Raw genomic sequence first — 13,999 nt, 5'->3', positions numbered from 1 at the left:
TTGAGACGCCGCAAGCGGCTGGTTGAGACGCGGCCGCCGGGGCGGCTGCTAGTTGAGACGCCGCTCCGCAGCTGGTTGAGACGCTTCGCTGGAGGAGGGAAGGGGAACCGCTGACTCAGAGAGGGAAGAGGGTTAAGGGGTAAGGGATAAGAAAGCGAACCGCTGACGGACGCTGACTTGACGCTAAACGGGGGTAAAACACTTTTGGTGAGCAAATTGCGGATTCTGACGCACCGCCCACTGACGTACTTGGATACGGAGAGATGGGGGTGCAAAGACCTGAGTGCGAATGACCGAGGCAAAGCGGCCAAACATCCCTGACCAAAGGGAACCGCTGACGGACGCTGACTTGACGCTAACGGAGGCAAAACACTTTTGGTGAGCAAGTTACGGATTCTGACCCACCGCCCACTGAAGTACTGGGATACGGAGCGATAGGGGTGCAAAGACCTGAGTGCGAATGACCGAGGCAAAGCGGCCAAATACCCCTGACCACAGCCGGGACGGCTGTGTCACTTTCTGACAACTGCCCACTGTCCACTGCCTACTGAGCGAGCGGCATAAGCGTGTCCGCAGAAACCCATTCAGAAACAAGCTCCCTAAACGCCTCCGCCGCCGGATTGGCGCCCCCCTTGTTCCAGACCATGACGAGGTCAACGGAGACGATGGGGTGGAGGGGTTTGAAGATGAGGTCGGGGCTGCGGGTGAGGGTGTCGACGCTTTCGGGCACGACGCCGATGCCGGCACCGGCCTCCACGTAGGTGACGACAGTACCGACGATGCTGGGGGTGAGGGTGAGCTTGGGGGAGAACCCGGCGCGGTGACACCCAATCATGATGCGGTCGTACAGGCCGACGCCTTCGCGGCGGGCGAGGACGATGAGGGGAAGGCCTTCCAGCATTTTCCAGGTGACCTTGGTCTCGCTGGCGAGGGGGTGGCTGCGGGGCACGACGACGGAGAGAGACTCGCGACGCAGGAGAAGGGTCTGGAGGGGGATGCGGTCGCTGGCGGCGACGGGGCGGGTGAGGCCGACGTCGATGCGGTCCTTGGAGACCATCTCCCAGACGCGCTCAGGGGTGCGCTCCTCTAAGATGACGGTCACGCGGGGATGGCGGCGGCGGTACTCCTTGAGGAGTCGGGAGAGGAAGGGCTGGGTGGGCGGTCCGATGAAGCCGAGGCGGAGCTCGCCTTCCTGGCCTTTCACGGTGCGGTGGACCTTGCGGATGGCCTCTTCACACAGGCCCAGCAGGATGCCCGCCTCATGCAGGAGCACGGCCCCGGCGGGGGTGAGTTTCACGCTGCGCTTCGTGCGCTGGAGGAGCTCGGCCCCGAGGTCATCCTCCAACTCCTTGACCGTGCGGCTCAGGGCAGGCTGGGCGATGTGGAGCTTCTCCGCGGCCTTGGAGAAGCTGAGTTCCTCGGCCACGGCCTGGAAATAGCGCAGATGCCGGAGTTCCATGCGGGGAGTTTAAGAACGAGTCGGCATTTGTGCGAGGGGGGAATGTCTGATTTTGGAATTTGGAATGCGGGGCGCGGAAGTAGTGGAGTAGTGGAGTAGTGGAGTAGTGGAGTAGTGGAGTAGTGGAGTAGTGGAGTAGTGGAGTAGTGGAGTAGTGGAGTAGTGGAGTGGTGGAGTGGTGGAGTGGTGGAGTGGTGGAGTGGTGGAGTGGTGGAGTGGTGGAGTGGTGGAGGGGTGGAGGGGTGGGCACCAACGAGGCCCGGGGAACCTCTGAAGTTTGAAGTTAGAAGTTTGGCTTTTGAAGTTTCCCCGCAACGGGTCCGCTTCAACTTTGTCGTTCAAGCTGAGGCGAGGGCATCTTCAACGCATACACGCGCTCCAACAGCGCCGTCATTCCCCAGAAGGCGGCGATGAGGGTGAGGGCGCTGAAGTTTTCCTGCCAGGTGGGTGGGAAGATGAGGAGGAAGCCCTGGTCCTTCACCAGGGCGGCGAAGCTGGAGACGCAAAACGGCATGAGGAAGAGGCGGAAGATCTGCCAGCGGTCCAGCCGGGTGGTGCCGGCGGTGGAGGTGCGGGTGCTGAGCAGAAGGGCCAGGCCGATGATGCCGCTGAGCCCCAGAGAGGTGAGCCAGAGGCGCGGCCGGGGCTCAAAATGGTGGGCGATGGTGTGGATCCACCATAGGAGGTAGCTCCAAAGGACCTTCCGGGCGCGATTGAGACGGGAAAAGTAGCGCAACATGATCGGAACGGTTGCTGCTGGGAAGATGTCTGAGGTTGTCGTTCGTATTCTTACCCGATATGTTTAATCCCATGAAAATCCTTCGCTTCGCGCTTCTGGGCGCGGCCGCTCTGCTGGTGGGTGTTCTGCCTTTGCATGCACAAAGTGGAGGTGTGGGGGACGACTTTGATCCGGCCGCGCTGCAGCAGCTGGCGGAGCGAGGCAATGCCGACGCCCAGTTTGAGCTGGGCATCCGCTATCTCGGAGGAGAAGGCATGCCAAAGGATGAGAAAAAAGCTGCCGAATGGCTGACCCGTGCGGCGGAGAAGGAGAAGCTGGAGGCGATGAATGCCCTGGGGACCATGAACGAAGAGGGCGTGGGCTTCCCGAAGGATGAGAAGAAGGCCTTCGAGTGGTATGAAAAAGCCGCCAAGTACGGCTTGGCCCTGGCACAGCAGAATCTCTCCCAGTGCTACGAGCTGGGCAAGGGCGTGGAGAAGAATCAGGCTGAGGCCAACAAGTGGCTGAAGCGGGCGGCGGATCAGGACTTTGCCCCCTCCCAGGCGATGTACGCCTTCAAGCTGGAGCGCGGGCTGGGGATCGACAAGAACACCCGCGAAGCCGCGGAGTGGTACCTGAAGGCCGCGCAGAACGGCCTGATCCGGGCCATGACGCATCTGGCCTACCTCTACTACACCGGCACGGGCGTGCCGCTGGACTATCGCCGTGCGGAGGCCTGGTACCGCCGGGCCGCGCGCTCGGATGATCCTTGGGCCCGCAATGACCTGGCGTGGTTCCTGGCGGTGTGCCCGGACGACAGCTTTCATGATGGCGACAGCGCTGTGGAATTTGCGCGGAATGCCGTGGAAAAACTCAGTGGCAAGCAGTATGAGATGATCGACACCCTGGCGGCCGCCCTGGCGCGCAGTGGCAAATTCGGCGAAGCCGTGCAGACCCAGATGAAGGCCATCGTGATGCTGGATGGCGACAAGGACGGTGAAATCAAGCCTGAGGAGAAGGCCAAGCTGGAGCAGGAGCTCAGCGAGCGTCTGAAGACGTACAAGAAGCAGTCACCCTTCACCGAGAAAGATCCTACTCCCGAGACCGGTGCCAAGCCCTTGGTGGAAGACCGTATCCTGCAGGAGGAAGCCGTGCCGCGCCGCCGTGCGAAGCCCGCGCCGAAGAAGGATCAGGACAACGAGGATAAACCGGTCGTCATTAGCTGAGAGGGAGTTTTAGGTTTAACCATAGAGACGCAGAGAACACAGAGCACTGAAACTGAGGTTTAGACAGAATTAACAGAATTTACGGAATTAGGGTTCAGCTTCTGGATGGTGGAACTGACCACTGAATCCAATTTTGTTAATTCCGTTAATTCTGTCTAAAAAAGTCATTCCTCTGTGCCTCTGTGGTTAAAACCGCATTTCCGCCTCACCCCACGGCAAAAACCCGCCGCTGATGGCAGGCCCAGATTTCCTGGCGCACTTTTTCCCCGGGAGCAGGCAGGCGGCCGCCACGGGCCCAGGGGGAGAAGGCGGGGAGGATCCAGTGATCGAGCGGCGTGTTGGAGCTCTGGGAGCGGCGCTTGGGGGATTTTTGCTGGATGAGGGCGGGCAGCTTCATGGAGGTGCCGGCACCGTCATTGAGGGTCACGGCGGGGTGCCAGTGGCCGGTGATTTGAAGGGCGGCGTCGGCGGTGGCTTTGGGGCAGTCGAGGACCTCTTGCGGGTTGTGGCCGTGGTGGAAGAGGTAGTCGCCGTCTTCGCGATGCCAGCGATGGAATGTCCAGCGTTTGAGCAGGGCGGGACGCTCGTGATTGCCCTCCAGGCAGATCAAGTGGGGCACCTGAGGCTGGAGGGCGGCGAGCAGGGTGAGGGTCTCTTCCGCAGAGCCGCTGCTGTCCATGATGTCGCCGGCCAAGATGAGTTTCTCTGGCTGATAGTGGCGGATCAGAGCCTGCAACCGGGTGCGGATGTCGCCCATGCCCCACTGGGGAAAGAGGCCACCCGCCCGGCGCATGGTCAGCTGATAGCCATAGTGGAGGTCCGCCTCGGCCAGCCAGCGACTACCGGGATGCCACAGCGCCCCGCGACTGTCCAGCCACACGTCTTGGTGTGAGCACACCTTTGCAGTAGCAAATACCAGAGTCTCGGCTAGAGGTGCGTTTCCGCTCACTGCCGCATAATTGACGACACTTCCCATGCAAGGACAAGAACATTCCGAATCCGAACTGCTGCAAATCCGCCGCGACAAGCTGAACACCATGGTCGCGCGCGGCATTGACCCGTTCGGCGGACGCTTTGACACGACTCATCAGCCAGGCGCGCTGCGCCGAGATTTCCAGCCGGATCTGGAGGTGAAGGTGGCCGGGCGTGTGACGGCCCGCCGGACCATGGGCAAGGCGGTGTTCTTTGACCTGTCCGACATCACGGGCCGCATCCAGTGCTACGTGAACAAGAAGGAGATCGGCGACGAGGCGTTTGAACTTCTGACTGAGCTCGTGGACATCGGCGACTGGCTGGGCGTTTCCGGCAAGACCTTCGTGACGAAGACGGGTGAGCCCTCTGTGCACACCGAGACCCTCCAGGTGATGAGCAAGGCCCTGCGTCCGCTGCCCGACAAGTGGCACGGCGTGACGGACCGCGAGATCAAGTATCGCCAGCGTTATCTGGACCTCATCAGCAACGAGCGCAGCCGCGACACCTTCGTGCAGCGCAGCCTCATGGTGGCGGAGATCCGCCGCTTCCTGCAGGATCGCGGATTCCTGGAAGTGGAGACGCCGATGATGCAGGACGTTCCCGGTGGGGCCGCCGCCACGCCGTTCGAGACCTTCTTCAAGGCGCTGAACATGGCGATGTATCTCCGCATCGCGCCGGAGCTCTTCCTCAAGCGTCTCCTGGTGGGTGGGTTCACGAAGATCTTCGAACTCAACCGCAACTTCCGCAACGAGGGCCTGAGCCGTCGTCACAACCCCGAGTTCACCATGCTGGAGGCCTACTGGGCCTTCTCCGACTTCGAGCAGATGGCGGACCTCGTGGAGAGCATGGTCTGCCACCTGGCGGAGAAGTTTTGCGGTGGCCTCCTCATCGAGCACAAGGATGACGAAGGCAACGTGACCCGCACCATCAACCTCCAGCGCCCCTGGCGTCGTGCTCCCTACAAGGAGCTGATCAAGGGCGTGGCCGGAGAGGGCTGGTTCGAGCTGTCACTGGACGACAAGAAGGCGAAGTGCGCCGAGCTGGGCGTCGAGGTGAGCGGCGGCATGGTGGACTACGAAGTGAGCCAGCAGGTGTTTGAAAAGCTGATCGAGGAGAAGAGCTTCGACCCGCTCTTCGTCACGCATGTGCCTGCGGAACTGGTGCCCCTGGCCAAGCAGAACAAGGCCGATGGCAGCGTGGTGGACGTGTACGAACTGGTCATCAACGGCCAGGAAATCTCCCCCGGCTACAGCGAGCTCAACGACCCCATCGTGCAGCGCGAGCGCCTGGAACACCAGGCGGGCGAGGAAACTCAGAAGGTGGATGAGGAGTTCCTCCTCGCTCTCGAATACGGCATGCCCTCCGCTGGCGGCATCGGCATCGGCATTGACCGCCTGGTCATGATGTTGACGGGTGCGGAGAGCATCCGTGATGTGGTGCTGTTCCCGCAGTTGAAGAAGCGGTAGGGCCCGCTGCGCGGGAGACACAAGACTGCAAGACACAAGACTCAAGACATGAGGTCCGGTGCGGGTTTTGGAGGCTGAAGTTGTACGGAGTACAGGCTTCAGCCTGCGAAGTTAGGAGACGCTCGACTGAGCGGGGCTGGAACCCCCGCCTCCTTTTCGTGCCTTTGTGCCTTCGTGTGAGAATCCTTTCCAGAAGCCTCGCTGAGACGTAGTTCAGTTTTTGACTCGAACCATGGCCTGGCTGGAACTCTCGAATGCCGCATCACTTAACGTGTTGCTCCTCACTGGGGCGGTATTTGTGCTGGCGGGGGTGGTGAAGGGCGTGATCGGGCTGGGGTTGCCCACGGTGGCGGTGGCCTTGCTGGCGCTGGTGATGAGTCCGGCGGAGGCGGCAGCGCTGCTGGTGGTGCCTTCGTTTGTGACGAATGTCTGGCAGATCTGGCCGTGGGGGACGCTGGGGCCGATGTTGAAGCGGCTGGGCGGCATGCAGATCGGGATTGTGGCGGGCAGTTTGCTCGGGGCGTGGATTCTAGGGGCTCCGGCGGGGAAGTGGGCGATGGTGGGGCTGGGCACGGCGCTCATCGGCTACGCGGGCTGGGCGCTCACGGGCGCTCGCATGACGGTGCGTTCTGAATGGGAGCGCTGGCTGGGACCGCTGATTGGGGGTAGCACGGGATTCGTCACCGCCGCGACCGGCGTGTTTGTCATCCCGGCCGTGCCGTATCTTCAGGCGCTGGGGTTGAAGAAGGACGAGCTGATCCAGGGCATGGGCATCTCCTTCACCGTATCCACCGTGGTGCTGGCGCTGGGGCTGGTGATGAACGGGAGCTACCCTACGGCGGTGCTCGGCAGCTCTGCGCTCATGCTCGTGCCCGCCCTCATCGGCATGTATGCGGGCACTTTCCTCCGGTCCCGTCTGTCGCCGGCGAAGTTCCGTATTTGTTTCCTCGCAGGGCTGATCGCCCTGGGTGTCCACCTTGTGGTGGGGAAGTGAGGCGGAAGAATGGATTTTCAACTTTGCACTCCCGCCCCTCTTGCGGGATAGACAGGCAATGGCGAGCAAAAAGCCTTCTGGCGACCAAGTGATCACCCGTATGGGGCAGTACCTGATGTACCTGTTGGTACGCGGGGTGGAGGCTGTGTTGAGTGTGCTGCCGCTGACCTTCTGCGCCCGGCTCGGGCAGTTCCTGGGCGGGCTGGCACATGCCTTTTTCGGCGGCCCTCGTCGGCTGGCGCTGAGGAACCTGGAAATCGCGTTTGGCCGGGAAAAGGACCTCGACTGGCGGAAGGCGGCGGCGCGGAAGCACTTCCGGAGCCTGGGGGCGAACTTCCTGTGCAGCCTGAAGTTCCAGGTGATGTCCGAGGCGGAGATCGTGAAACGGGTCACGATCGAGGGCACGGAGCATGCCCAAGCCGTGGCGGCATCCGGCAAGCCGCTGCTCTACGCCATCTGCCACCTCGGGTGCTGGGAGCTGCTCACGAATATTCCCTCCCTGTTCTGCTACGGGCGGAAGCCAGCAACCATCTACCAGCCCCTGAGCAATCCGTATCTGGAGTCGCATTTGCGCCGCCGCCGGGAGAAGCTGGGTTACGTGCTCTTCAGCCGGAACGACGGTTTCGGGGCTCCCATCAAGCATCTCCGTGAGGGGAGCAGCGCGATTGGTGTGCTCGTGGACCAGCACGCGGGGGACAAGGGCATCTGGTGCCCGTTCTTTGACCGGCTGGCCTCCACCTCCAGCCTGGCTGCCCTGATGGCCCTGCGTTGTGATGCGCCTCTGCTGCCGATGGCGGTGTACAACGACGGCCTGGCGCGCTGGAAACTCGTCATCTACCCGCCCGTGAGCAGCGGGGAGAAGAAAGCCACGGCGGAGGGGCTGACCTCCATGCTCAACATTGCCGTGGAGGTGCTGGTGCGCCGTGCTCCTGCTGACTGGTTCTGGGTGCACAACCGCTGGAAGACACCCAAGCCGGACTTCCTGCTCTCCAAGTACCGCCGCGGCATCGTCCTGCCCAAGGGGTATGATGGGAGCCGCCTGCAACCCTTTAACCTCCTGGTCCGTTCACCCAACTGGCTGGGGGATGCGTGTATGGCCATGCCTGCGATCCGGGCGCTCAAGCAGGGGCGGCCGGACATGCGGCTGACGATCTTCTGCCAGGCCAATCTAAAGGAACTCTGGAGCGCGGTGCCGGAGGTGGATGCGGTGGTCACCAAGGCCAAGAAAGAAGGCATCAGCAGTGTGGCCCGACGCATCCGTGAGTCGGGCTACTATGATGTTGCGGTACTCTTCACTAACTCCACCCGCTCCACCCTGGAGTTGAAGCAGGCCGGCATCCCTCGCCTGGTGGGGTATCACGGCTCTCTCCGGTCCCGGATGCTGCATCAGGTGTGTCCAGAACCGGTGTCCTACAAGCCGCCGGAGCATCACGCCTACCGCTACCTGCGTCTGGCCAAGTTCTGCGGGGCCAAGACGGACGACCCCGGCCTGTTTTCACCCACGGTGCCGCCCACCGGCGCTGCGGGGGAGGGCACCATCAGGGTGGGCATCTGTGCGGGGGCCGAGTACGGCCAGGCCAAGCGCTGGCCCATGGACCGCTTCGCCGGGGTGGCCGCCGCTGTCTCCGTGCAGTGGCCAGAGGTGGAGTGGCAGCTCTTTGGCGCTCCGGGGGAGAAGGCCATGGGGGAGACCTTGAGTCAGATGTTGGGCAATGTGCGCCACCGCAATCGCGTGGGAGCCACCACCCTGACCGAGCTCATTGCGGAGCTTCGCGCCTGCCGGCTGCTAGTGACCAATGACACCGGCACCATGCACCTGGCTGCCGCCTTGGGCGTGCCCACCGTCAGCATCTTTGGCTCCACAGAGCCCGTGCTCACCGGACCTCTGGGCGACCGCCACCGCATTGTGCGCCATCACGTGCCCTGCAGCCCCTGCTTCAAGCGCGAGTGCCCCTTTGGCCACTATGACTGCATGACGGGCGTCACAGCGGAGCAGGTGGCGCGACTGGTGGGTGAGGAACTGGGGAAAGGGTTGGTCCTGGCATAGCTTGCTGACTGTCCATGTCGTCCGTGACTGGCAGGATCTGGTCAGTGCTCCACCGCTGAGGCGTGCCAGAGGGACCACCGGTCCCGCTCCTTTCTTTTCACTCGCAAGGGAACTAGCGGTGTGAGACCTTGGGAACTCAAGCTTTTGCGACTGTATTGCCCAGCCAGATGAAGTTCCTGCGTGTCGTTTCGCCTTTGTTGATCCTTGGAGGTTGTGCCTGGGGAGGATGGTGGTTGTACACCTCCCGCCCTGCGCCAAAGGTGAGCGTGGCTGAGCCAGTCCTGGTGAAGGTGCAGGGGCGAATTCTGAAGAAGTCCACTTTCCCTGTGCAGGTCCGATCCCAGGGGACGGTCATGCCCCGCACCCAGAGCACGCTGCTGCCAGAAGTGAGTGCGAAGATTGTGGAAGTCAGCCCGTCGTTTCGCGCCGGGGCCTTCTTCGAAAAAGACGAGGTCCTGCTCAAGCTGGATCCGGTGGATTACGAAACGGCCGTGGTGGTGGCGAAAGGCTCGCTGGCTCAAATGGAAGCCTTGCTGGCAGAGGAGAAAGCGAAGGCAGAACAGGCGCTGGAAAACTGGAAGGCACTGGGCCGCACGGGAGAACCCAGCCCACTGGTTCTGAGGCAGCCGCAACTGGCCCGTGCCGAGGCCGATGTGGCTTCGTCCAAGGCCCAGGTGATGAAGGCAGAGCGTGATCTGGCCCGCACCGTGGTGCGGGCACCGTATGCCGGGCAGGTCTTGCAGCAGAGTGTGGATGTGGGGCAGCTCGTCACTCCCGGCACCCAGTTGGCCAAAGTCTTTGCCGTGGACTATGTGGAGATCCGCCTGCCGTTGCCGGAGCGGGAGATGCGTTTCCTAAAACTCCCGGAGCGCTATCGCGGCAGTGGGGCCGCCGAGGTGGCAGACACTGAAAGTGTGCCAGTCCGCTTGCGTGCGTCATTGAATGGGAAACCGGTCATGTGGCAGGGTCGATTGATGCGGGTGGAGGGCTCCCTGGACGCAGAGACCCGGCAGATCATCGCCATCGCCCAGGTGGATGATCCGTATGCCCGGCGAGCCGACGGCGTGCCGCCGCTGAAGATTGGCCAGTTTGTGGAAGCAGAGATCCGGGGCGAGGTGCTGACGGATGTGTATGTCATCCCCCGGGTGGCCGTGCGGGCTGGAAATGAAATCATCCTCATCTCCCCGGAGAATCGCCTGCGCCGCATGACGGTGGAGCCCCTCGCCGCAGATGAAAAAGGCATCGTGATTTCAGCGAACTCGCCGAAGGCTCCCCAGGAGGGGGAGGTCTTGTGTGTCACGCCGATTCCCTTTCCGGCAGACGGAGCCAGGGTGCTGCCGACCTTGGATGGGGAGGCTCTCCGGGAGGGAGAGCTGGGGGAGACAGGGAAGGAGCGACGCGGCGCGGGTGCGTCATGACGCAGTGCGTCAGTTGAGGTTCGAGGTGTGAACTGGATGAGAGGCGGCTCAGCTGCTTGTTTGTAGTTCAAACTTTAGTTTGCTCAGTCGATCTTTGGTGACGTGTCCTGAGCAAACTAAAGTTTGAACTACAAGCAGCTGCCTTTGCTGGAAGCTGGAGGGAAGTCCAGGCTTCAGTGCAGTGCAGACTGGCAATCGGCTGGATCAATAAATGCCACCGATCGCAATGGGTTCCGTGGACTGATCGGCGGTCTCCAGATCAATGACGCACGGGTCAGAGAGGGCGGCGGGGACTTTGACGGCGGCGAGCCCCAGCTGGGTCAGGAACATATCGGCGTTGTCCGGAGCCACTGGTTGGTCTGGCAGCCGGATGTCGTTGGCCCTGTTTTGAGGGGGACGAAAGAAGACGCGGACGGACTTGTCACCCTCGTGGCTGCCGTCCATGCGGCAATCACCCACATACCGTGCCCGGCCAGCGTGCCGGAATTCGATGACGCGGTAATCAAGTGCGCTTGCCTCGCGGCGCGGCAGCGAGATGGGGCGTGGACTGAGAAAGGGGTTCTCTTTCATAAGTAGGGGTAGGGGGAAGGAAAGCGGACGCCTATCAATTTGCGCGCTTGCGGGTGGGGAGCTCGCTGCGTTTGGCGCAGGCCATTTGCTCCAGTTCTGCTTTGGACATGGACTCGACCATTTGGCGAGAAGCTCCTTTGAGGGACGCCTTGGAACGATCTCCGCGTTTGGCGGAGAGGGCGGCTCCTGCGGCCATTTGCTGCTTTTTGGATTTGGCGGGCATAACTAAAAAGAGGAGGGGGTTTTACTCTGGTTCGGCAGCCCTTTGCCAGTCGGACGGGTGCACTTCATTGCGGACGGTGCCCTGATGCGCCGCTGCGTACCCCTGTGGTGCCTGCCGGGGCCTGACCAATCTTCATCGCTACGCACCCCGGTTTTTGGCTTGGGTGCTCCTCATGATCGGCCCTTGTGCCCCGAGAACCTCACCCACACATAAAAGAGGGGAGCGGTTGCCCGCTCCCCTCTCGAAGAAAGAATGTGACTTTGTGTCCGGCTCAGAATCAGAACGGAACTTTCACACCGAGGCGAACGATGGTGTAGTCTTCGTCGCCGTCGTCAGCTGCGAAGTGATAAGCGCCGTCAGCGAAGATGCCAAGGCAGTTAAGACCTTCGAAACGGGCTTCGATACCGCCGCCGACGAAGTAGTTGGCTTTGTCATCGGAGTTCACGCTGTAGCCGCCGCCGACCATTGCATAGGGAGCGATGCAAAGGGAGGTGATGGGGTAGCGAAGAACCAAAGCGGCGTCAAATTCATGATGCTCGCTGTTGGTGGCGAAGATACCATAGGTACCCTGAACACCGATGTACGGGGTGAAGAAGTACTCGGCCAGCACACCGCCGCCAAGGACGTCGTCTTCGGAGTCGCCATCGGGAAGATAGCCACCGCCGAAAGCGCCCACGGCAAAGCCAGGGCCGAAGCACTCACAGCCGGTAGGAACCGGAGCCATCGGCTGAACGGCTTTGCCGCCTTTGCCGGAGTAGGACACAGGACCCGCGAACGCGCTGGAGGCGAGGGCGAGCGTCATCAGAAGTGAAGCGATTTTTTTCATGGTTGGTTGAGTTTGATTGCGCGCTAATAATACCGTCGAGCTGTTCTCCGGCAACACAAAAAAAACAAATTTAAGAATATTTAACAAAATCGCCCCTACCTACATCCACTTGAATCGTTAGATGCGATAGGGGCACTCGACCGGAATCGGCCTCTGGGAGCGGAATCAGTCGTTCAAGACCAGACGCAACTCGCCATTCTTAAGTTGAAAATCTTTGATGCCTGCGGCGAAACTTTTAAAAAATTGCGCGTCACCTTCACCCATCTTGTTGTGGTCCAATAGATTAAGACCCTTCATGTTCCCCAGCCAGTCATTAGGCAGGGAGATCCCGCCCACGCTGATATCTGCCAGACTCAGGGCAAGTTGACGGTTGGCATCCAAATGGGTGTTGAACGCCACCTTCACCCGTACGGTACTGCCTCCCATGACGGGAAAGTCCTTGTCCACCGGGATCAGAAACTGGGCACCAATGTTGCCACTGTTGATGCTGACCTTGATCTGGTCCCCCAAACCTTGCTGCTGCAAGAACCCATTGATCTCACGCTCATTGAGAACCAGCGTTTTGGCCGGGTCTGTGGACTGTACCTGGTTCTCCAGCGTGGCCAGCTTGGTCTGCACCGCTTCCTGTTCAGCGGCCGTCAGTTGGACGGGCCGGAAGGGCGAGGCGTTCAGATTGTACTGGTACCACCAAGCACCAAGGCCAACGAGCACACAGCCCGTCACAAGGAGTCGCTTGGTCCAGGTATAGCGACGACGGAGCACAGGCGGATTCGCGGGAGCCGCCACCGAAGCAGGGGATTCGTTCATGGTTGTCAGGGGTTGCACTGTCGAAGGCGATAGACAGGGTGGGGAAGCGCGTGTTGAAAAAAAGAGAAAGACACCAGACTGCCAGACGCCAGACATCAGACCTGACAGCGGGGCGAACACGAAAGAGACCTACGACGGTCCTTCCTCTTTAGCGTCTTTCTCGCCCAATGAATCCTCAAGTCACGCCAGACTCAGGTCTGATGTCTGGCGTCTGGCAGTCTGGTGTCTTTTCCCTGTCTGCGGCGAAGCCGCTCCTACCACTGAAGGGGGCCAAGCAAGTGAGCGCCCTTGGCATAGTTGCTTTTGGCGAGCAAAAGGGCGATCGTCGCGGCACCCGTGACGATGGTCCAGAAGGCGATCCAAGGGTTTTTGAGGAGTTGTTCCGGCTCCAGACGGGCCGTTTCCTCCTTCATCGCGTGGTGGAAGTAGGCGATGACTGCAATGACGATCATCGGGAACACGAAAACGAGGTTGTTTAAGCGGGGATAGACCGCCATGGCGATTCCTGTGCAGAAGCAGAAGAGATTCGCATAGGTGATCATCGCCAGGATGAGGCTCTTCTCCGTATAGACCTGGAAGGACTTGCGGTAGCGTCCGCTCACGGAGACATCGCCAATGAAGCGGAACTCAGAGTAGCGCTTCCCGGTCATGAGCAGGGCACCGAAGAACCACCAGGCCAGTACAATAGAGAGTGGCGGCACCTGATTGGGCTGCACCAGGGCGTAGTAGCCGAGCCAGAGCCGGATGGGGTTGTTGAAGGACTCTGCGATCACGTCCATGAAGGCGCGATCCTTCAGGCGGATGGGGGGCACATTGTACACCAGCCCGCTCAGCAGGAGCAGGGCGAGGGAGGCTTGGTAACCCCAGTTGAACTTGAACAGGGCGCAGAGGGCGAAGGCCCCCACAATGAGTCCTACCATGAGCCACCAGAGGTAGGGCACCTTCACTTTTCCAGCAGGAATGCCGCGAAGCCGCTTCGTGGGGTGGACTGCGTCGAACGGAGCGTCCAGGATCTCGTTGAGAATGTAGTTGGCTGAGGCCACGAGGCAGGCCGGGATCAGCGAGAGCAGGGCAGTGATGACCAGGCCGAAGTCCAGTTGGAAATCCAGCACCAAGGCCCAGGCCACGACATGGCCAAAGAGGATGAAGATGTTCTTCAACCAATGGTCCGGGCGGCAGATTTTCAGGTATTCGATCACGGGGGCGGTTTTGTTAACCACAAAGCAGGCGTGGGCAATGAGGAAATGCGAAATGCCGCCGGAGTTCCATCCAG

Annotated in this window: 13 protein-coding genes; 5 read left to right on the top strand and 8 right to left on the bottom strand. The window is 61.1% G+C overall.

Annotated elements, in window-relative coordinates:
- Positions 1-544: 544 nt before the first annotated feature.
- Both VSP_RS23645 and VSP_RS37115 read right to left on the bottom strand, forming a co-directional pair.
- A complete protein-coding gene (locus VSP_RS23645) occupies positions 545-1,459 on the bottom strand; it encodes a LysR family transcriptional regulator (protein WP_009963809.1) in 915 nt (304 codons plus the stop codon).
- A gap of 325 nt (positions 1,460-1,784) precedes the next feature.
- Positions 1,785-2,198: a hypothetical protein gene (locus VSP_RS37115; RefSeq protein WP_009963807.1), complete on the bottom strand. Its 414-nt coding sequence runs from the start codon at positions 2,196-2,198 to the stop codon at positions 1,785-1,787.
- A 71-nt stretch (positions 2,199-2,269) separates the two neighbouring features.
- Between VSP_RS37115 and VSP_RS39940 the strand changes: the two genes are divergently transcribed.
- Positions 2,270-3,403, top strand: coding sequence for a tetratricopeptide repeat protein (locus VSP_RS39940; RefSeq protein ID WP_053332379.1), 1,134 nt, complete (start codon positions 2,270-2,272; stop codon positions 3,401-3,403).
- 205 nt (positions 3,404-3,608) lie between these two features.
- On the opposite strand, the gene VSP_RS23630 is transcribed toward VSP_RS39940, so the two are convergent.
- Positions 3,609-4,283, bottom strand: coding sequence for a metallophosphoesterase (locus VSP_RS23630; RefSeq protein WP_009963803.1), 675 nt, complete (start codon positions 4,281-4,283; stop codon positions 3,609-3,611).
- Between the two features lie 94 nt (positions 4,284-4,377).
- On the opposite strand from VSP_RS23630, the gene lysS reads away from it, so the two are divergent.
- The 4 genes from lysS to VSP_RS37100 all read left to right on the top strand — a co-directional run bounded on the left by lysS (position 4,378) and on the right by VSP_RS37100 (position 10,300).
- The gene (gene lysS, locus VSP_RS23625) at positions 4,378-5,841 is read left to right on the top strand and encodes a lysine--tRNA ligase (protein WP_009963802.1); all 1,464 of its coding nucleotides are present in this window, start codon (positions 4,378-4,380) and stop codon (positions 5,839-5,841) included.
- Between the two features lie 232 nt (positions 5,842-6,073).
- Positions 6,074-6,835: a sulfite exporter TauE/SafE family protein gene (locus tag VSP_RS23620; protein WP_009963800.1), complete on the top strand. Its 762-nt coding sequence runs from the start codon at positions 6,074-6,076 to the stop codon at positions 6,833-6,835.
- 58 nt (positions 6,836-6,893) lie between these two features.
- Complete coding sequence (waaF, locus tag VSP_RS39935) at positions 6,894-8,882, top strand: lipopolysaccharide heptosyltransferase II (protein ID WP_009963799.1); 1,989 nt, start codon at positions 6,894-6,896, stop codon at positions 8,880-8,882.
- 167 nt (positions 8,883-9,049) lie between these two features.
- Positions 9,050-10,300: an efflux RND transporter periplasmic adaptor subunit gene (locus VSP_RS37100; RefSeq protein ID WP_009963797.1), complete on the top strand. Its 1,251-nt coding sequence runs from the start codon at positions 9,050-9,052 to the stop codon at positions 10,298-10,300.
- Positions 10,301-10,504: 204 nt separating this feature from the next.
- On the opposite strand, the gene VSP_RS23605 is transcribed toward VSP_RS37100, so the two are convergent.
- The 5 genes from VSP_RS23605 to VSP_RS37090 all read right to left on the bottom strand — a co-directional run bounded on the left by VSP_RS23605 (position 10,505) and on the right by VSP_RS37090 (position 13,925).
- On the bottom strand, positions 10,505-10,870 hold the full coding sequence (locus VSP_RS23605; RefSeq protein ID WP_009963796.1) for a hypothetical protein: 366 nt from the start codon (positions 10,868-10,870) through the stop codon (positions 10,505-10,507).
- Between the two features lie 34 nt (positions 10,871-10,904).
- Positions 10,905-11,093, bottom strand: a complete 189-nt coding sequence (locus VSP_RS23600; RefSeq protein ID WP_009963795.1) for a DUF3008 family protein — start codon at positions 11,091-11,093, stop codon at positions 10,905-10,907.
- Between the two features lie 277 nt (positions 11,094-11,370).
- Complete coding sequence (locus VSP_RS23595; RefSeq protein WP_198141224.1) at positions 11,371-12,006, bottom strand: porin family protein; 636 nt, start codon at positions 12,004-12,006, stop codon at positions 11,371-11,373.
- Positions 12,007-12,084: 78 nt separating this feature from the next.
- Complete coding sequence (locus VSP_RS39930) at positions 12,085-12,726, bottom strand: hypothetical protein (protein WP_009963793.1); 642 nt, start codon at positions 12,724-12,726, stop codon at positions 12,085-12,087.
- Positions 12,727-12,980: 254 nt separating this feature from the next.
- Entirely contained in the window at positions 12,981-13,925 is a 945-nt protein-coding gene (locus tag VSP_RS37090; protein WP_053332378.1) for a UbiA family prenyltransferase, read from the bottom strand.
- Positions 13,926-13,999: the final 74 nt, after the last annotated feature.

The sequence above is a fragment of the Verrucomicrobium spinosum DSM 4136 = JCM 18804 genome (genome assembly GCF_000172155.1).
GTDB classification, from domain to species: domain Bacteria; phylum Verrucomicrobiota; class Verrucomicrobiia; order Verrucomicrobiales; family Verrucomicrobiaceae; genus Verrucomicrobium; species Verrucomicrobium spinosum.
This window is presented reverse-complemented; position numbering and strand designations above follow the sequence as displayed.

Bases quoted from the DNA above. Each gene is read 5' to 3' on its own strand.
- VSP_RS23645 (WP_009963809.1), bottom strand. From the start codon at position 1,459: ATGGAACTCCGGCATCTGCGCTATTTCCAGGCCGTGGCCGAGGAACTC.
- VSP_RS37115 (WP_009963807.1), bottom strand. From the start codon at position 2,198: ATGTTGCGCTACTTTTCCCGTCTCAATCGCGCCCGGAAGGTCCTTTGG.
- VSP_RS39940 (WP_053332379.1), top strand. From the start codon at position 2,270: ATGAAAATCCTTCGCTTCGCGCTTCTGGGCGCGGCCGCTCTGCTGGTG.
- lysS (WP_009963802.1), top strand. From the start codon at position 4,378: ATGCAAGGACAAGAACATTCCGAATCCGAACTGCTGCAAATCCGCCGC.
- VSP_RS23620 (WP_009963800.1), top strand. From the start codon at position 6,074: ATGGCCTGGCTGGAACTCTCGAATGCCGCATCACTTAACGTGTTGCTC.
- waaF (WP_009963799.1), top strand. From the start codon at position 6,894: ATGGCGAGCAAAAAGCCTTCTGGCGACCAAGTGATCACCCGTATGGGG.
- VSP_RS37100 (WP_009963797.1), top strand. From the start codon at position 9,050: ATGAAGTTCCTGCGTGTCGTTTCGCCTTTGTTGATCCTTGGAGGTTGT.
- VSP_RS23605 (WP_009963796.1), bottom strand. From the start codon at position 10,870: ATGAAAGAGAACCCCTTTCTCAGTCCACGCCCCATCTCGCTGCCGCGC.
- VSP_RS23600 (WP_009963795.1), bottom strand. From the start codon at position 11,093: ATGCCCGCCAAATCCAAAAAGCAGCAAATGGCCGCAGGAGCCGCCCTC.
- VSP_RS39930 (WP_009963793.1), bottom strand. From the start codon at position 12,726: ATGAACGAATCCCCTGCTTCGGTGGCGGCTCCCGCGAATCCGCCTGTG.